Below are 18,474 nucleotides of genomic sequence, written 5' to 3'. Positions count from 1 at the left end.
TGGGAGGGGGCTTGCCCCCGATAGCGTCGGCTCAGCCACCCCAATCACTCGGCACGCGGCTGCTCGGTCATCGCCACCTCATGCTCCTGCCCCACCCGCTTGGGCAACAACACCTGCTGTGGATAAGTCTGCGCGAAATGCACCTCGTCGCAGTTATCCACAAGCTTCTTCAAGCGCTGGTTAAACGCGCGGCTCACCGCATATTGCCCACCCGACACAGTACGGAACTGCGCCGTCAGCACCACGCCGTTGAGGTCCATCTTGTCGACGCCGAACACCTCCAGCGGCCCTTGCAGGTTGTACTTGAGGAACACGTCGTCGCGGATCGACTGCCCGGCCTCGCGGATCAGCTCCACGGCTTTGTCCACATCGGTGTCGTAAGTGAACTGCACTGAGAAGAAGGCATAAGCGAATTGCCGCGACTGGTTGGTGACCGCCTTGATCTGCCCGAACGGCACCGAATGCACGAAGCCCTTGCCGTCGCGCAGGCGCAGGGTGCGGATGGTCAGGCCTTCGACGGTGCCGGCATGGCCGGAGTCGAGCACCACCCAGTCGCCGATCGACAGGGTGTCTTCGATGATGATGAACAGGCCGGTGATCACGTCCTGCACCAGTTGCTGTGAGCCGAAACCGATGGCTAGGCCGACCACACCGGCACCCGCCAGCAGCGGCGCGACGTTGATGCCCAGGTTGGCCATGGTGGTGATGGCACAAATCACCACCAGGATAATTTTCACCGCGTTGCGCAACAGCGGCAGGATGGTTTTCACCCGGGTGCTGGGCTGGCGGCTGGAGCGCTTGTTGACCGGCGGTTTGAGCGCTTCCTGGATCGCCGTATCGAGCACCACCCAGAACAACCAGGTCATCAGCAGGATCAGGCCTATGCTGCTTAAGGAATCGCTGATCGCCCGGCCCACCGAGTTGCGCTGGGCAAACTCGAACAACGACACGCCCCAGATACGCCCGAGAATTTCGATAAAGGCGACCGCCATGACGATGCGCAAGACCGCGTGCAACAGGCTGAGGAAGCGCTCCTTGTAGGCGCTGCTGCGCTGGATCGCCACCTGGCTGCGAGATTTGAACAGGTGTTGCAGCACCGTGCTGAGGAACACCGTGCCGATCAACAAAATAGTGGTGAACAAGGCACAGCGCAGGGCCTTTTGATTATCGTCGCCGGCACCGATCAGGTTGATTGCCGAGACCAGCACCATCAGCAGAATCGGCCAGTACCAGAGCCCGGAAAATACCCGCAACGACTGCTGCAACGCCGGGTGCTTGAGACGCTGGGCCAGCGGCCGATTGCGGATCAGGTGCGCCACCGGACGCCGCAGGCGCACCACCAGCACGCCAAAGATCACCGTGGCAAACAGGCCGGTGAACACCGCGATGCTGCTGGTGATATTGCCGCCGAGCTGACGGGCGATCTGCGGACTGGTCAGCGCGTCGCTGAGGGCGGCGAGGAAGCCGATCAGGAACAGCGGCTTGGGGCAGTAGTCGCGGATCAACCGCACCGCCGGGCGCTTGTGGCCGAGGTTGAACATGACAATGACGCACAGCAGCATCGAGGTGGAAAAGATGCCGCTACTGGTGGCGTAGGCAAAACACAGCGCCAGCGCCCGGCCCACGGAGGTGGCTAAAAAGTGGCTGACATACAGCGTCAAAGGCAGGCAGATGATGGCCGGGACGGTGTAGGGCACCACATACCCGAGCACCGCCAGCAGGCGCTCACGGCGCTGGAAAAAACCACGCTGGCCCAGGCGCCGCACGATGACGCGGCCCACCAGGGTCAGCACTGCAAAAGCACCGATCCACACGGCGGACAGCAACAGGAAATCCCCGGCCACGCTCCACGGCGAGCGCGCAGCGGTCTGGTCGACCAGACGCCCGACTTCGTTCGCGGCCCGGTCGGCCCGCAGGCGCCACTCGTCAATGAAGTTCTGGTTGAGGTCCAGCTTCTGCTGCACATCATCGATGCTGGAGCTGATCGCCCCAAGCAGGCCGCCCTCCACCAGCAATTCCGGCTTGGCCGGGGCTTCGGGTTCAGGCGCGGTGGCCGCGGCCTGCAGTGCGCCGTTGCCGCATAACAGCAGCGCGCCGAGCAGTAATGCAGTCTTTAAATTCAGCAAAACACCGGGCTCCTTCAGGGGGTCTGTAAGGAACTGACGGGTTTGAGCCGCGATCGTTCCCCTGATTCGCCCAGCCCCTTTTCTACATTCCGCCCCTCTACCGCCTGTAGGAATGTGGAAACTTTCGGCCAGAGATCGCAGTCATCCCAACACGCGGGGCAATCGACCCTACTTCAACGGGAGTAAGCATGGCGGCGATTCACATCGGCATTTCCGGCTGGCGCTACACGCCCTGGCGGGGCGATTTCTACCCCGAAGGCTTGACCCAGAAACGCGAGTTGCAGTTTGCGTCACGCGCCGTCAACGCGATCGAAATCAACGGTTCGTTCTACGCGCTGCAAACCCCCAAGCGCTATGCCGAATGGTATGCCGACACGCCCGAAGGGTTCATGTTCAGCGTCAAGGCGCCGCGCTATATCACCCACATCCTGCGCCTGCGCGATGTGCACAAGCCCATGGCGAATTTCTTCGCGTCCGGGGTACTGGAGCTCAAAGACAAGCTTGGCCCGATACTCTGGCAGTTCCCGCCCAGCTTCAAGTTCGACCCGCCCCTGTTCGAAGCCTTCCTGGCCGAACTGCCCACCACCACCTTGCAGGCCGCCGCCCTCGCCCATCAGCATGAGCCCCGCCTGAACGGCAAGGCGAGCATGAAGGCCTACGGCAAACAGCCGTTGCGCCATGCTGTGGAAATTCGCCACCAAAGCTTTGCGGTGCCCGAGTTTGTGCAGCTGCTGGACAAGTATGGCGTGGCCCTGGTGGTGGCGGACACCGCCGGCAAGTGGCCGTATGCCGAAGACGTCACCGCCAACTTCATGTACCTGCGCCTGCATGGCGACAAGCAGTTGTACGCCAGTGGCTACACCGACGAAGCGCTCAAGCGCTGGGGCGACCGCATCGAGCGTTGGCGTCACGGCAAGCAGCCTGCGGATGCGCATTTGATCGACCCGCAACACAAGCCACGCGTGCGCAAACAGCGCGACGTGTTCTGCTTTTTCGATAACGACATCAAGGTGCGTGCGCCTTTCGATGCCCGTCAATTGCTGCAGCGCTTCGATCTGGACAAGCACCTGGCCACAGCGCCGGGGCAATTGCCGGAACCTGGAGTGCTGCCATGACCCAGCCGGAGTTGATTCCCATCACACCCACGACGCCCATAACCCGCTTCACCGTGCTGACGGTCAATATCCATAAGGGTTTTACTGCCTTGAATCGGCGCTTCATCCTGCCCGAGTTGCGCGAAGCGGTGCGCAGCGTCGGCGCCGACATGGTGTTCCTGCAGGAAATCCATGGCACCCATGAGCAGCATCCGCAGCGCTACAGCGATTGGCCGAAGATGCCGCAGTACGAGTTCCTGGCCGACAGCATCTGGCCGCAGTTCGCCTACGGGCGCAACGCGGTCTACCCCCATGGCGACCACGGCAACGCGTTGCTGTCGAAATTCCAGATCGTGCGTCACGACAACCTCGACATCTCCCAGAGCGGCCACGAAAACCGCGGCCTGTTGCATTGCGTGCTGCGCTTGCCGGGTAGCGGGCAGGAGATGCATGCGATCTGCATCCACCTGGGCCTGCGCGAAGTGCATCGCCAGCAGCAACTGCGCTTGCTGGAGCAGCGCATCAGCGAGATTCCGGCCGACGCGCCGGTGGTGGTCGCCGGCGATTTCAACGACTGGCGCCAGCGCGCCGACCTCAGCCAAAGCGGTCTGGAGGAAGTCTTTGTACAGACCCAGGGCAAACCGGCGCGCACCTTTCCGGCGCGCCTGCCGTTGTTGCCGCTGGACCGCATCTACGTGCGCAATCTGAAGGTGCATAACCCCCGAGTGCTGACCACGCGGCCCTGGTCCCATCTGTCCGACCATGTGCCGCTGTCGGTGGAGATTGAGTTATGAACGTTGCTGTAGAACATATCGCCACCGACCAACCGCCGGATGATGCCAAGGCGCGCGACCTCGACTACGGCTGGCAAAGCGGGAACCGCATCGAGTTGCTGGAAAATGGCGAGGCCTACTTTCCCAGGGTGTTCGACGCCATGCGCGCGGCGCAGCGCGAGATTCTGCTGGAGACGTTTATCCTCTTCGAAGACAAGGTCGGCTTTGAACTCAAAGCGATCCTGATCGAAGCCGCGCAGCGCGGGGTGAAAGTGGTGGCCAGCCTGGATGGCTTTGGTTGCGGCGAACTGAGCTCCGCATTTTTGCGCGAGCTGGCCGAAGCCGGGGTGGAGGTGCAGATGTTCGACCCGGCCTCGAAGACGCTGGGCATCCGCACCAACTGGTTCCGCCGCCTGCACCGCAAAATCGTGGTGGTGGATGCCAGCGTGGCGTTCATCGGCGGTATCAACTTTTCCGCCGACCATCTGGGTGACTTCGGCCCTGAAGCCAAGCAGGATTATGCGGTGCAAATCGTGGGCCCGGCGGTGGCCGACCTGCACCACTTCGCCCTGGCGCAGAGTGGTCGCCAGGTGCGCACGCGGCGCGGATGGCGGCGCCGTCAGCAACGCCCTACGCCGTGGGCAACCTCTGATGAAGACGGGCTGGTACGCCTGATTTATCGCGACAACGTGCAGCATCGCGATGACATCGAGGAAGCCTACATCCACGCGTTGAGCAAAGCCCGTACGCGTGCCGTGATCGCCAACGCGTATTTCTTCCCCGGTTACCGCCTGCTGCGTGAAATCCGCAACGCCGCGCGCCGTGGCGTGCATGTGCAATTGATCATGCAGGGTCAGCCGGATGTGCTGCTGGCCAAGCTGGCGGCGCGCATGCTGTATGACTATCTGCTCAAGGACGGCGTGGTCATTCACGAGTACTGTCAGCGCCCGCTGCACGGCAAGGTCGCCTTGGTGGACGATGACTGGAGCACCGTAGGGTCAAGCAACCTGGACCCGTTGAGCCTGGCATTGAACCTTGAAGCCAATGTGCTGATTCGCGACCGGGCGTTCAATCAGCAGTTGTACGAGAGCCTGGAAGCGCTCGCCAGGGACCATTGCCAGACCATGCCGGCAAAACGCAAACCGCGCCTGTGGTTGTGGCGCCTGACCGTGGGCTTCCTGGTCTTTCATGTGATGCGTCACTTCCCCGCCCTGACCGGCTGGCTGCCGGCACACAAGCCGCGTTTGAAACCCATTGAGAGTCCGGCCCATGACGTCTGAAAAAAAAAGCTCCCGGTTCCAGCGCTGGAAGAAGCCCCTGACCATCGCGTTCTTCCTGCTGCTGATCGTGCTGTTCACCTTGCTTGCCCGACGCATCGACTGGAGCGAAGTGCTGCAGACGTTGAGCGAATTCAAGGTGCGCACGCTGCTGATCGCCGGCGCGCTGACGGTGTGCAGTTTTATCGTGTATGCCTGCTTCGACCTCATCGGCCGCACCTACATTCGCCAGCCCTTGCGCTGGAAGCAGATCCTGCCGGTGGGCATCATCAGCTACGCATTCAACCTCAACCTGAGCGCGTGGGTGGGCGGCATCGCCATGCGTTATCGCCTGTACTCGCGACTGGGCGTGAGCACCGGCAATATCGCCAAGATTCTGGGGCTGAGCCTGGCAACCAACTGGTTCGGCTATATGGCGTTGGCCGGCGCGGTGTTCAGCAGCGGCCTGGTCACCATGCCGCCGGGTTGGAAAGTCAGCACTACGGCACTGCAAGGCATTGGGGCGCTATTGGTACTGGCCAGCCTGGGCTATCTGGTGGCCTGTCGGTTCTCGAAAAAACGTGCGTGGACGATTCGCGGCATGGAAATCAACCTGCCGTCACTGCGCATGGCGTGTCTGCAATTGCTGTTGGGCGCGTTGAACTGGTCGCTGATGGCGGCGGTGATTTTCACCCTGTTGCCGGCGAAACTGGATTATCCGCTGGTGCTCGGGGTGCTGCTGATCAGCGCGATTGCCGGGGTGCTCACGCATATTCCAGCCGGCCTTGGCGTGCTGGAAGCAGTGTTTATCGGGCTGTTGCAGCATGAGGTGTCACGCGGCAGTTTGCTGGCCGGGTTGATTGCCTATCGGGCGATCTATTTCATCTGCCCGTTGTTGATCGCGCTGGTGATGTACCTGGGGGTGGAGGCGAAGGCCAAGGCGTTGCGGGTGAAGAAGACACCCGCCTAGCGCGTCAGCGGGACTGGATGATGCTCAGCCGCTCACCCACCACCATCTCGGTGATCCAGTCCACCAGGATCGAGGTGTACGCCTGCTGCGACACCGGGTCGCTCAGTGAATGGTCGGCGCCATCGATGATGCGGTGGGTCAGGGAATGGGTGTGCTGGCAGGCCGCGCGGTAACTCATGATGGTGGCGTGGGGCACGTGGTCGTCGGTCTCCGACTCGACGATCAGCACATCGCCGGTGAATTTTGCGCAGGCATGCAGGGCCCGGTTGGTTTCGGCCTGCACCAGCGTGCTGCGGTAATCCATCAGGTCGGCCTTATCCAGGTCACGCTTGGGCTTGAGCCATTCCTGATCGCGGTACAGCGCAGGCACCCGCAGCGCCAGCCAGCGAACCGGGCGCAATGAGGTGAGGATGGCCGCCAGGTAACCGCCATAGCTGGTGCCCACTACCGCCACCGCCGAGGTGTCGATGGCCGGATGCGACAGCAGGCGGTCGTAGGCGGCCAACAGGTCGCGCAGGTTGTCTTCACGGGTCACACGCGAAAGCGGGATACCCGTACCGGCATGGCCGCGCAGGTCGAAGGTCAGGCACACGCAACCCAGCCCCGCGATACCCTTGGCGCGCTCCAGGTCGCGCTCCTGGCTGCCGCCCCAGCCATGCACGAACAACACGCCCGGCACTTTGGATTTGGGGCTCAAAAAGGTCCCGCTCATCTGTTCGTCGTCGATGTCGATTGCAATGCTCTCGCTTCTAGCCGTCATAAGCGTTAACCGTCACATATTTGAGAAGAAAGTCGCTGTTTTCAGCCGGCCCGCGGTACACCTCGATGGCGTCCGCCGGCAACGTCTGGTCTACGTAGGTTTCCACCGAGGCCACCCGGATCGCGCGCAAGCCGGGCTGGTTGACGAAGCTCTGCAGCGCCGCGACTTCCGCGCTGCTGGCCCCGCCCATGCGCCAGGATTGTTCGAGCACGCCACTGCGGCGCTGGCCGTCGCTGTCTTGCCCCTGGGCGATGTCGTAGTTGCGTCGCGAAGCGTAGAAGCCGGGGTAGGCTTCATCGGCGGCCTTGTCGAAAACCTGCGCTTGCCTGACGGCTTCGCGTACATCGTCAGGCAGGTCCAGCGCGAGCAGGTCGTCGTAGCCGCCGGACACCACCAGCAGCTTGGAACCGCCATAGACCTCTTCGCCCTGCCCGTCCCGGGTCAGGTATTGCTCGCCGCAGTAGCTGAACGGGTGATCGCCAATAAAGCTCTGACCCACACTGTGAGTGACTACGTCGTGCAGGTCTTGTTCCAGCACCACCCCATCATTGAACAGTGCGGCGGCTTCGGAACGCGCCAGCAGGGCATCGAATTCGTCGAGGCTGCGGATGACTTGTTGCCCGCGTCCCGCGCAGGCGTTTACGGGCTTCAGGCGAATCGGCCCGCTGTAGAGCAAGCGGGTAGCGGCAGGCCGTGCGTCTTCCAGCGCAAAGACGCTCAAGCCATCGAGGACTACGTCGCGCACGCGCTCGCAAAACAGCGGCGACCAACCCTCGGGCGCCTTGGCTTGGGGGCTTAACAGGCCATGAGTGATGGCTTTGGAGCAGATAAATGCATGGTCGACGTAGCCGCCCCACAGGTCCTGCGGGCCTTTGATATTGAGCGCCCTTGCCTGGGCTGGGCCCACCAGGGTTTGTGTGGGAAGCAGGTAAATATCGCGGTCGGCGTGCTTCTGTGGGTCATAGCTGCCGCCGAATTCGAGCCCCAGTATCTGCGCCAACCAGCGCGCCAGGGCGCGATTGGTCTCCACTTCATGCTGAGGTGCGCCGCTGCGAGTTGAATGAGAGAGCACCAGTTTTTTACGTGAAATCGGGGTCATGCATCCCCCTTGGCATCCGGCCATGTGTGTAGCAAAAGCGTAGCAGGGATCAGGCCAAGGTCGCGCTCACGAGGACCTCTTTAAAATCAATCGGTTGCCGCAAATGCAATAGCAGTTAGCCTGCGCCATTTTGCACGATGGGTGCTAGGACGCGCGGCGTTCTGCACGATTCACACGCCGAAGCGGCTGCGGTAGGCACTGGGGGCCATGCCGGTAATTTTCTTGAAGGTGGCGCGAAAGGCGCTGGGGTCCTGGTAGCCCACGGTCCAGGCAATGTGATCGATAGTGCCGTTGGTGAGTTCAAGCAATTGCCGCGCCTTGCCTACGCGCAGGTGCTGGCAGTACTCGGTCGGTTTCAAACCGGTGGCGCTGCGAAAGCGGCGCAGGAAGGTACGTTCTTCCAGGCCCGCCTCTTGCGCCATGGCCGCGATGGACACCTCCACCGCGCCGCTGGCTTGCAGCCAATGCTGGACCTTGAGGATTGCAGCGTCACCATGTCCGAGGATCGGCGCGAAGTTGCTGGCGCATTGGCTGGCGCTGCCACTGTGTTCAATCACCAGAAAACGCGCGGTATCGGCGGCGATGCTCGGCCCCAGCAAACGCTCGACCAGGCGCAGACCCAACTCGGACCAGGCCATCAGCCCGGCGGTGGTGATCAGGTCGCCGTCATCGACGATGGGCTTGTCCGCCTCCAGTCGCACAGCCGGATAGAGGACGGCGAAGCTGGCGGCGGACGACCAGTGGGCGGTGGCGCGGCGCCCGTCCAGCAGGCCGCTGCGCGCGAGCATGATCGAACCGATGCACACGCCTGCGAGCACAGTGCCCGCCGCGTGCTGCTGGCGCAGCCATTCGAGCAACGCGGGGGGCGTCTGCTCTTCACTGAAATCGCCCACCGAGGGAGGCACCAGCACGGCAGCCATGGGCAGGTCCTGGCCAGGCTGAGTATCGAACACCCGCACAGGCATGCCTTGCTTATCGACCTGCCAATGGCTGACCCGCAACATCGGCAATTGCGCGGATGGGTGCTCGGCGGCCATGCGATTGGCGACGCCAAACAAATCGGTCAAGCCATGCACGGCGGCCAATTGCGCGCCCGGGTAGATCACTATGCCCAGCTCAACCACCGCCATTGTCAGTTTTCCCTCTGTTATTGTCGGTACAGCCAATGTCCGACGTGCGCGCCAGCTAAGATACTGGGCCCATCAACCCATTACGAGGCAACACACATGGCCAAGCAAGCACTCATCCTGATTGATATCCAGAACGACTACTTCCCCCAGGGCAAGTGGCCGCTTGACGGTGTGGAGGCCGCCGCGGACAACGCTGCGCGGGTGCTGCAGGCCTTTCGTCAGGCCGGGGATGCGGTGATTCATGTACGTCATGAGTTCGCAGGCGATGACGCGCCGTTCTTCACGCCGGGCTCCGAAGGCGCGCACTTGCATGCCAAAGTGCTGAACGAGGGGAACGAGCCGGTGGTGCTCAAGCACTTTGTGAATGCCTTTCGCCAGACCAATCTGCGCGAGCTGCTGGAACAGCGCAGCATTACCGACGTGGTCGTGGTCGGCAGCATGAGCCATATGTGCATCGACGCCGTGGTGCGGGCGGCGGCGGACTTGGGCTACAAGGTCACGGTGATCCACGACGCATGCGCTACCCGCGACCAGGAGTTCAATGGGCAGGTGATTCCCGCCGCGCAGGTGCATGGCGCGTACATGGCTTCGCTGGCGTTCGGGTATGCGGGCGTGGTGTCGACGGATGAATATTTGAAGGCCCAAGCGGCGGCTTGACCGCCGCTCGGCGCGGTCAGCGAGTGGCGATGATGAACAGACGCGGGAATGGCAGCAGCACCGTACCATCGACCAGGGCTGGATAGGCCTGGATAATCCGCGCCTGGTACGCCTGCAGGAAAGCGGCTTTTTCGTCATCGTTCAGTGGCGCCAGGAAAGGCCGCAGGGCTGACGCCTTGAACCACTCCACCACTGCCCTGTGATCCGCCAACGGGTGGTGGTAGGTAGTGCGCCAAACATCGACGGTGCCGCAATGCCGGTTCAGCAGTGCGTAGTAATAGCTCGCCGAATGCCGCTCGTTATGCCTGACCGCGCCGATCTTCGCAGACCACGGGCCCTCGGCCGCGACTTCACGGGCGAGCCGATGGGCAGGCTCGTCGAGGTTGTCCGGCGTCTGTACCGCCAGCGTACCACCGGGTGTCAGTTGGTCGACAAGGTGCGGATAGAGCGTGGCGTGGTCAGGTAACCATTGCAGGGAAGCATTGGCGAGAATCACGTCGAACCGCTGCGCCGGACGCCAGGCGCCGATATCCGCCAGTTCGAAGCTCAAGGCCGGCAGGCGCTGGCGGGCGTCGCGCAGCATGTCATCGGAACTGTCCAAGCCGGTAATGTGGGCCTGTGCAAAACGCTCGGCCAACACCTGGGTGGAATTGCCGGGGCCACAGCCCAGATCGACGGCCGTGCCCACATCGGTATTGGGAATCGCCGCTACCAGGTCGCGAACGGGACGCGTGCGTTGCTGCTCGAACATCGTGTACTGCTTGGCGGACCAGGTCATCGGGGTTTTCCTCTTGGTGATTAAGCATCGCCCATAAAAACCCCCCGACGCCAGGGCTATCGGGGGTTTTGTAGATCTGGGTGTCAGACCTTAACCTCCTTACCCGTTCAGCCACGCCGCATAAGCGGGCCGTGCCTTCGCTTCAACAGAACTTCCCCGACTCCTTGAACTGCTCGGTCGCCTCGATCAGCGCACTGATGATCCCCGGCTCCGATGGCGAGTGCCCGGCGTCGTTGATGATCTTTAACACCGAGCCTGGCCAGGCCTTGTGCAAGCGAAAAGCGGAATTGGGCGTGGCGATCATGTCGTGCCCGCCCTGGATGATTTTGCACGGGAGATGTTTGACTGCCTCAATGTTGATCAGTTGATCTTCCTCAAGAAACAGCCGGTTTTCCAGATGCTCGCGTAGCTTTTCCAGGTCGTCGACCAACGCCTGCGTCGTGTTGTGGCGCAATTCGCCCAAGGGCGCCGAGCGAAGGGCGCCGCGCTGATCGAACAGCACGATGCGGTAGTGATCCGGATCCCAGAACTGGCGCTTGCCGGGCGGGGCACCTTCGCCGGGGCCGCCGTGCAAGTACACGACCGGAACGCCGTGAGGGTTGCCGCTTTCTTCCCAATAGAGGGTATGGATTGCATCGACTTTCAGCGTACCGCTGCATCGTGGTTCTTCGATGGAGGGGAACAGGTTGTAGGTGACTTCACGGGGGGCTTCCATTGTTCATCCTTGCGATTGGCAAATGAAGGGCCGCTCGGTGTGACCTCGCAAGGTCCGCGCGGCCCTGGATGAAGGACATATTCGTGCTCATCGACCACGCAGGCTGCGTGTGGAGGTCAGGACATGCTCCAACTGCGGTTCTGCCAGCGCCATGTGCATGGCCAGATCCTGCGCCTGCTCCCATTGCAGGTCGGGACTTAGCCATACCCACGCATCCGCGGCAGTAAAGGCCAGCAGGCGTTGCTGTTTGGTGGAGCTTTCCTGGTGCGTGATCAATGCGAGCCCGTCACAGCCATTGAAGTTTTCACTGGCCTGCGCCAGCGCCGCGAGGAAAATCGGCGCGCTCTGGCGCGACGTGGTGTAGCTGAGGTGGTGGCTGTTCTTTGATTGCTCGGGCTCGCAGGCTTCATACCAGCCGTCAACAGCGATGAGCATGCGCCCTTCGCGCTTGACCCGGTCGAACACCTTCGAACGCATCACCAGATGCAGAGGCAGATGAGTCATCGGGGGCATTGTTCCCATCGACCAGAAAGGTTTCCACCCCCAGCGAACCTTAATGCATTCCAACAGCCCGTCGCGGCTTCGTATGGCACTGACCCGCATGTTCGGCTTGATCACGTTTGGGCTGTGCTGCGGTTCGTAGGTTCGGTGCAGGCTGCCGTCCGCCACAGCAATTGCACTCCCGGAACTCTGGTTTTGCGCTGCGACAAACAACGCGTTGAGTCCCTCGGCCACATCCTGTTGAACAATGCACTCGCACATTGCGAAAACTCCTTGCAGTGGCTATTTCAAAAGGTCCGCCGCATCGCGTCTTAAAATCTCTACGGATTGTGCGGCGGGTTATGTAAATGCGAGTCAGGGGTTTGCAACGTGGTTCGAAACTCCTTTCTTTGAGCGGACGAGCGGAAAAAAGCTGGATTACGTGGCCGTTCATCGGGTGCTGCCGTTTGAAAAGGGAGGTGAATGCTCAATCTTTTTGTCGTCAGTCAATCGGGTCAAGAGCCGTTCAGGAGGGCAGCGCATGTCACTTAACCCAGATGAGTACAGGAAAGATTCAGATCGCCCCGAATCAGCCCTCAGCGGTCATGTCGACGTTGATTGCCTGATTGTCGGCGCAGGTCCCGCAGGGCTTACGACGGCGGTTTATCTGAGCCGCTTCCACCGGCGAGTCGTGGTCGCCGACGGCGAGCAAAGTCGTGCGAGCCTGATTCCGCTTTCGCACAATTATCCCGGCTTTCCACCAGGCATATCGGGTAACGACTTGCTTGATCGATTGCGCGAGCAAGCCTTGTCATACGGTGCGACGATTGAAGCCGGGTGCGTGGAAAGTCTGCTCAAGAACCGCACCGGCTTCGTTGCGCAATTCAACGGACGAGCGCTGAGCGCACGCCGCGTGGTGCTGGCAACGGGTATCGTCGATACCTTGCCGCTGATGGACCGCCCCTACGATGGCATCGCACAGTCGGTCATTCGGCTATGCGCCATATGCGACGGCTACGAAGTCAACGGCCACAATGTCGCGGTGTATGGCGAAGCACACTGCGCGATTAATCACGGGCTGTTTTTGCGCAACTTCACTGACCGCGTGACGGTGCTGGTGGAGGGTGATAGCGCAGCGTGTGAGGAGGCGGTCGTGGCAGCGCGGCAAGCGGGGATATGTATGGTCAGTGACCGGGTCGAGAACATCGAAGTGAGCGATGGCAAAGTCCTCGTGAAGGTGTGCCAGGGCCAAGCGTTTTGCTTTGATATCGTCTACCCGTCGCTGGGCTCGCACTACCGCTCGGAGTTGGCAGTGCAACTGGGCGCGCAGGTTGACGAGGACGGCGCTTTGCACGTTGACAATCACCAATGCACATCGATCAACGGGCTCTACGCGGTCGGGGATGTCGTGGACTCGCTCAAGCAGATCAGCGTCGCTACGGGCCAGGCGGCGGTCTGCGCGACTGCGGTGCATAACAGCCTGGACGTGCGTTTGTGGGACCGCGTACGGGATGAAAGAATCGCTCAGCGCGACGGTCATAAATCCGAGGCATGAACCTGCTTCACCTTATTTCTACAGCGCGAAACGAAGAAACCCCCGCAATGCGGGGGCTTTCAAGAGAAACCTAACAAAAAAGTCTCTGGTGGTACTTAGAACGGAATATCGTCATCAAAGCTGTCGAAATCCGGAGCTGGCTGCGGCGCGGCCTGTTGTGGCGCTGGACGCGACTCACGCTGCGGCTGCTGGCTTGGCTGCGGACGCGATTGCTGTGGACGCGGCGCCGAGTTGGACATGCCGCCCTGGCCCTGTTGGTCGCCCTGTGGACGGCCGCCCAGCAATTGCATGGTGCCTTGCATGTCGACCACGATTTCAGTGGTGTAACGCTTGATGCCGTCTTTTTCCCACTCGCGGGTTTGCAGCTTGCCTTCGATGTAGACCTGCGAACCTTTGCGCAGGTACTCACCGGCGATCTCGGCCACTTTGCCGAACATCGACACACGGTGCCATTCGGTTTTTTCGACCTTCTGGCCGGTCTGCTTGTCGGTCCACTGTTCGCTGGTCGCCAGACTCAGGTTGGTCACGGCGTTACCGTTAGGCAAGTAGCGAACTTCGGGATCCTGGCCGCATGTACCGACCAATATGACTTTGTTAACCCCACGGGCCATAACGTTCTCCTAGGCTGGGCGCGCTGTCGGCACTGGGTTGACCAGTTGCTCGAGCGTCGCGCGATCCAATAATTCGGTGTCCAATTTGATGTAAATCGCAGTTTCTTCTGCGACCACTACTGCGTCCGTTACTCCAACGACGGCCTTCAGGCGCTCGGCCAGGCCAGCTTCGCGCATCGCTTCAGGCGATAACGGCAGGCGTAGGCTCGTCACATACGGAGGTTCGCGCATGGTAACAGCAAAGACCAGCCAAAGTGCAGCCAGCCCGGCGCATCCGAGGAACACAACCGACAAACCGCCATGCTGGAACATCCAGCCGCCCATGATCCCGCCCAGCGCCGAACCGAGGAACTGGCTGGTGGAATACACGCCCATCGCCGTGCCCTTGCCGCCGGCCGGTGAAACCTTGCTGATCAGCGACGGCAATGACGCCTCCAGCAGGTTGAACGCGGTGAAGAACACCACCGTGCCGACCACCAGCGCCCGCAGGCTGTCGCCGAACTTCCAGAAGAATAGTTCAGTGAGCATCAATGTCGCGACGGCGCCGAGCAGAACTCGTTTCATTTTGCGTTTTTTCTCGCCGTAGATGATGAACGGAATCATGGCGAAGAACGAAATCAACAGGGCGGTCAGGTAGACCCACCAGTGCTGTTCCTTGGGCAAACCGGCTTTTTCCACCAGCGCCAGGGGCAAGGCGACGAAGCTGCACATCAGCATTGCGTGCAACACGAAGATACCTAAATCCAGGCGCAGCAAGTCCGGATGCCTGAGCGTCGGCAACAGCGCCTTGCGCGCGACACCCGATTCACGGTGCTGCAGCGTGCCGGTGGAGCGCGGCACCATGAAGGCCACGATCACGATCCCGAACAACGCCATGCCGCCGGTGGCCAGGAACAACCCGTGCAGGCCGAAGGCGCGCGTCAGCAGCGGGCCGACCACCATCGCCACGGCAAACGACAGGCCGATGGTCATGCCGATCATGGCCATGGCCTTGGTACGATGCTGTTCGCGGGTCAGGTCTGACAGCAATGCCATCACCGCAGCGGAAATCGCCCCGGCGCCTTGCAGGATACGTCCGGCGATCACGCCCCAGATCGAATCGGACTGCGCCGCGAGCACACTGCCCAGGGCGAACACGATCAGCCCCAGGTAAATCACCGGGCGACGGCCAATACGGTCGGAAATGATGCCGAACGGAATCTGGAAGATCGCCTGGGTCAGGCCATAGGCGCCAATCGCCAGGCCGATCAGTGCGGGGGTCGCGCCTGCGAGATCCATTCCATAGGTCGCCAGCACCGGCAACACCATAAACATGCCCAGCATACGGAAGGCGAACACCAGGGCCAGACCGCTTGCCGCTCGGGTCTCGCCGCTACTCATGCGTTCGCTGTGGGGATCGTGCATGGAAAAACCTCGTGTGAACCGGCGGCGATTCTACCAGTCCCATCGATTGAGAGGGTATATGCGGCGCTTTGCCGCGCAGCTTTCATGTAAGGCTGCAAGCGGCCTTTTGACAGTGTATATTCATCCAGTCTTTAGCCGTATACTCCGGCATTATTTACGCCCGCCGTGCGAGGCCATCTTGGACAAGATCCTGATTCGTGGGGCTAGAACCCACAACCTGAAGAACATCGACCTGACCCTGCCCCGGGACAAACTGATCGTCATCACCGGCCTGTCCGGCTCGGGCAAATCGTCCCTGGCGTTCGACACGCTGTATGCCGAAGGCCAGCGGCGCTATGTGGAATCGCTGTCGGCCTATGCCCGGCAGTTCCTGTCCATGATGGAAAAGCCCGACGTCGACACCATCGAAGGTCTGTCGCCGGCCATTTCCATCGAGCAGAAGTCGACGTCCCATAACCCGCGCTCCACCGTGGGCACCATTACCGAAATCTACGACTACCTGCGCCTGCTGTACGCACGCGTGGGTATTCCGCGTTGCCCGGACCACGATATTCCGCTGGAGGCCCAGACCGTCAGCCAGATGGTTGACCTGGTGCTGGCCCAGCCGGAAGGCGCCAAGCTGATGCTGCTGGCGCCGGTGATTCGTGAGCGCAAGGGTGAACATCTTTCCGTCTTCGAAGAGCTGCGTGCCCAAGGGTTCGTGCGCGCCCGCATCAACGGCAAGCTTTATGAGCTGGATGAAGCGCCCAAGCTCGACAAGCAGAAAAAGCATTCCATCGATGTGGTCGTTGACCGTTTCAAGGTGCGCGCCGACCTGCAGCAGCGCCTGGCGGAATCCTTCGAGACCGCATTGAAGCTGGCCGACGGTATTGCCCTGGTCGCGCCGATGGACGACGAGCCGGGCGAAGAGACCATCTTCTCCGCGCGCTTTGCCTGCCCTATCTGCGGCCATGCCATCAGCGAGCTGGAACCCAAGCTGTTTTCCTTCAACAACCCGGCCGGCGCCTGCCCGACCTGTGACGGCCTGGGGGTAAAGCAGTTCTTCGACATCAAACGCCTGGTCAACGGCGACCTGACGCTGGCGGAGGGGGCGATTCGTGGCTGGGACAGGCGCAACGTCTACTACTTCCAGATGCTGGGGTCGTTGGCGTCGCACTATAAGTTCAGCCTCGAAGTACCGTTCAACCAGCTGCCGGCGGACCAGCAGAAGGTCATCCTCAACGGCAGCGGTTCGCAGAACGTCGATTTCAAGTACCTGAACGACCGTGGCGATATCGTCAAGCGCTCCCACCCGTTCGAAGGCATCGTGCCGAACCTTGAGCGCCGCTACCGCGAGACCGAATCGGCCAGCGTGCGTGAAGAGCTGGCGAAATTCCTCAGCACCCAGCCTTGCCCGGATTGCCGCGGCACACGCCTGCGTCGCGAGGCGCGGCATGTGTGGGTGGGCGAAAAGACATTGCCGGCTGTCACCAACCTGCCGATCGGCGACGCCTGCGAGTACTTTGGTGTGCTCAAGCTGACCGGCCGGCGCGGCGAAATCGCCGACAAGATTCTCAAGGAAATTCGCGAGCGACTGCAGTTCCTGGTCAACGTCGGCCTGGATTACCTGTCGCTGGATCGCAGTGCCGACACGTTGTCGGGCGGTGAGGCCCAGCGGATTCGCCTGGCCAGCCAGATCGGTGCCGGCCTTGTGGGTGTGTTGTATATCCTCGATGAGCCGTCGATTGGCTTGCATCAACGGGACAACGATCGCTTGCTGGGTACGTTGAAACACCTGCGCGATATCGGCAACACGGTGATCGTGGTCGAGCACGATGAAGACGCAATTCGCCTGGCGGATTACGTAGTCGACATCGGCCCGGGCGCGGGCGTGCATGGCGGACATATTGTCGCCCAGGGCACGCCTGCCGAAGTCATGGCGCATCCGGACTCGCTGACCGGCAAGTACCTGTCGGGCCGCGTGAAAATTGCGGTGCCGGCCAAGCGCACGCCGCGTAACAAGAAGATGGCGCTGCACCTCAAGGGCGCGCGTGGCAACAACCTGCGCAATGTCGACCTGGAGATTCCGCTGGGCCTGCTGACCTGTGTGACCGGTGTTTCCGGCTCGGGCAAATCGACGCTGATCAACAACACGTTGTTCCCCTTGAGTGCCACCGCCTTGAACGGCGCGACCACCCTTGAGGCGGCGCCCCACGACAGCATCAAAGGCCTGGAACTGCTCGATAAAGTCGTTGATATCGACCAGAGCCCAATCGGCCGTACGCCGCGTTCCAACCCGGCGACCTACACCGGGTTGTTCACGCCCATTCGCGAGCTGTTTGCGGGTGTTCCGGAATCCCGTTCGCGGGGTTACGGGCCAGGCCGTTTCTCGTTCAACGTCAAGGGCGGGCGCTGCGAAGCGTGCCAGGGCGATGGCTTGATCAAGGTGGAGATGCACTTCCTGCCGGATATCTATGTGCCGTGCGATGTGTGCAAGAGCAAGCGCTATAACCGCGAGACCCTGGAAATCAAATACAAGGGCAAGAACATCCACGAAACCCTTGAGATGACCATCGAGGAAGCTCGGGTGTTCTTCGATGCGGTTCCGGCGTTGGCGCGCAAGCTGCAGACGTTGATGGATGTGGGCCTGTCGTATATCAAACTGGGCCAGTCGGCGACCACGCTGTCCGGTGGTGAGGCGCAGCGGGTGAAGCTGTCCCGCGAGCTGTCCAAGCGCGATACCGGCAAGACCTTGTATATCCTCGATGAGCCGACCACCGGCCTGCACTTCGCGGATATCCAGCAACTGCTGGACGTGCTGCACCGCTTGCGTGACCACGGCAATACCGTGGTGGTGATCGAGCACAACCTGGATGTGATCAAGACCGCCGACTGGCTGGTGGACCTGGGGCCGGAAGGCGGTTCCAAGGGTGGCCAGATCATCGCGGTGGGCACGCCGGAGCAAGTTGCCGAGATGCCGCAGTCACATACCGGCTACTACTTGAAGCCGCTGTTGGAGCGCGACCGGGCCTGACTTTTTCGGGCCCAATGAAAAGCCCCTGTCACTTTGCTGTGACAGGGGCTTTT

Annotated in this window: 16 protein-coding genes; 7 read left to right on the top strand and 9 right to left on the bottom strand. The window is 61.5% G+C overall.

All coding sequences use genetic code 11. The features are described 5' to 3' along the window. Nucleotides 1–44: 44 nt before the first annotated feature. Nucleotides 45–2,126, bottom strand: coding sequence for a mechanosensitive ion channel family protein (locus TU82_RS19375; RefSeq protein WP_057724843.1), 2,082 nt, complete (start codon nt 2,124–2,126; stop codon nt 45–47). Nucleotides 2,127–2,314: 188 nt separating this feature from the next. On the opposite strand from TU82_RS19375, the gene TU82_RS19370 reads away from it, so the two are divergent. The 4 genes from TU82_RS19370 to TU82_RS19355 are packed head-to-tail and all read left to right on the top strand — an operon-like array spanning nt 2,315 to nt 6,219. Further along, the gene (locus TU82_RS19370) at nt 2,315–3,241 is read left to right on the top strand and encodes a DUF72 domain-containing protein (protein ID WP_057724842.1); all 927 of its coding nucleotides are present in this window, start codon (nt 2,315–2,317) and stop codon (nt 3,239–3,241) included. Beyond that, nucleotides 3,238–4,014 carry an endonuclease/exonuclease/phosphatase family protein gene (locus tag TU82_RS19365; protein ID WP_057724841.1) on the top strand — a complete coding sequence of 259 codons (777 nt, stop codon included), beginning with the start codon at nt 3,238–3,240 and terminating at the stop codon, nt 4,012–4,014. The genes TU82_RS19370 and TU82_RS19365 overlap by 4 nt, the downstream gene beginning before the upstream one ends. After that, nucleotides 4,011–5,273, top strand: coding sequence for a cardiolipin synthase ClsB (gene clsB, locus TU82_RS19360; protein ID WP_057724840.1), 1,263 nt, complete (start codon nt 4,011–4,013; stop codon nt 5,271–5,273). The genes TU82_RS19365 and clsB overlap by 4 nt, the downstream gene beginning before the upstream one ends. Beyond that, on the top strand, nt 5,263–6,219 hold the full coding sequence (locus tag TU82_RS19355) for a lysylphosphatidylglycerol synthase domain-containing protein (RefSeq protein WP_057724839.1): 957 nt from the start codon (nt 5,263–5,265) through the stop codon (nt 6,217–6,219). Before clsB ends, TU82_RS19355 begins: the two co-directional genes overlap by 11 nt. 4 nt (nt 6,220–6,223) lie before the next feature. Here the strand turns inward: TU82_RS19355 and TU82_RS19350 are convergent, their stop codons facing one another. From TU82_RS19350 to TU82_RS19340, 3 genes are all read right to left on the bottom strand, one after another. Beyond that, nucleotides 6,224–6,979, bottom strand: coding sequence for an alpha/beta hydrolase family protein (locus tag TU82_RS19350; RefSeq protein ID WP_057724838.1), 756 nt, complete (start codon nt 6,977–6,979; stop codon nt 6,224–6,226). Then, nucleotides 6,969–8,078, bottom strand: a complete 1,110-nt coding sequence (locus TU82_RS19345) for a DUF3182 family protein (RefSeq protein ID WP_057724837.1) — start codon at nt 8,076–8,078, stop codon at nt 6,969–6,971. Before TU82_RS19345 ends, TU82_RS19350 begins: the two co-directional genes overlap by 11 nt. Nucleotides 8,079–8,248: 170 nt before the next feature. Beyond that, nucleotides 8,249–9,208: a GlxA family transcriptional regulator gene (locus TU82_RS19340; RefSeq protein ID WP_057724836.1), complete on the bottom strand. Its 960-nt coding sequence runs from the start codon at nt 9,206–9,208 to the stop codon at nt 8,249–8,251. Nucleotides 9,209–9,304: 96 nt separating this feature from the next. Between TU82_RS19340 and TU82_RS19335 the strand changes: the two genes are divergently transcribed. After that, a complete protein-coding gene (locus TU82_RS19335) occupies nt 9,305–9,865 on the top strand; it encodes a cysteine hydrolase family protein (RefSeq protein WP_057724835.1) in 561 nt (186 codons plus the stop codon). Between the two features lie 16 nt (nt 9,866–9,881). On the opposite strand, the gene tam is transcribed toward TU82_RS19335, so the two are convergent. From tam to TU82_RS19320, 3 genes are all read right to left on the bottom strand, one after another. Beyond that, the gene (tam, locus tag TU82_RS19330) at nt 9,882–10,643 is read right to left on the bottom strand and encodes a trans-aconitate 2-methyltransferase (RefSeq protein ID WP_057724834.1); all 762 of its coding nucleotides are present in this window, start codon (nt 10,641–10,643) and stop codon (nt 9,882–9,884) included. Nucleotides 10,644–10,785: 142 nt separating this feature from the next. Beyond that, on the bottom strand, nt 10,786–11,358 hold the full coding sequence (locus TU82_RS19325; protein WP_057724833.1) for an alpha/beta fold hydrolase: 573 nt from the start codon (nt 11,356–11,358) through the stop codon (nt 10,786–10,788). Between the two features lie 87 nt (nt 11,359–11,445). After that, on the bottom strand, nt 11,446–12,120 hold the full coding sequence (locus TU82_RS19320) for an SOS response-associated peptidase family protein (RefSeq protein ID WP_057724832.1): 675 nt from the start codon (nt 12,118–12,120) through the stop codon (nt 11,446–11,448). A gap of 259 nt (nt 12,121–12,379) precedes the next feature. Here TU82_RS19320 and TU82_RS19315 point away from each other — a divergent pair, with 259 nt between their 5' ends. Continuing rightward, complete coding sequence (locus TU82_RS19315; protein WP_057724831.1) at nt 12,380–13,393, top strand: NAD(P)/FAD-dependent oxidoreductase; 1,014 nt, start codon at nt 12,380–12,382, stop codon at nt 13,391–13,393. Nucleotides 13,394–13,488: 95 nt separating this feature from the next. Here TU82_RS19315 and TU82_RS19310 read toward each other — a convergent pair whose 3' ends face one another. Continuing rightward, nucleotides 13,489–14,004, bottom strand: a complete 516-nt coding sequence (locus tag TU82_RS19310) for a single-stranded DNA-binding protein (RefSeq protein ID WP_003232445.1) — start codon at nt 14,002–14,004, stop codon at nt 13,489–13,491. Nucleotides 14,005–14,013: 9 nt separating this feature from the next. Next, nucleotides 14,014–15,408, bottom strand: coding sequence for an MFS transporter (locus tag TU82_RS19305; protein ID WP_057724830.1), 1,395 nt, complete (start codon nt 15,406–15,408; stop codon nt 14,014–14,016). 178 nt (nt 15,409–15,586) lie between these two features. On the opposite strand from TU82_RS19305, the gene uvrA reads away from it, so the two are divergent. Then, entirely contained in the window at nt 15,587–18,421 is a 2,835-nt protein-coding gene (gene uvrA / locus TU82_RS19300) for an excinuclease ABC subunit UvrA (protein WP_057724829.1), read from the top strand. Nucleotides 18,422–18,474: the final 53 nt, after the last annotated feature.

The sequence above is a fragment of the Pseudomonas orientalis genome, from assembly GCF_001439815.1.
Lineage (GTDB): Bacteria > Pseudomonadota > Gammaproteobacteria > Pseudomonadales > Pseudomonadaceae > Aquipseudomonas > Aquipseudomonas orientalis.
This window is presented reverse-complemented; position numbering and strand designations above follow the sequence as displayed.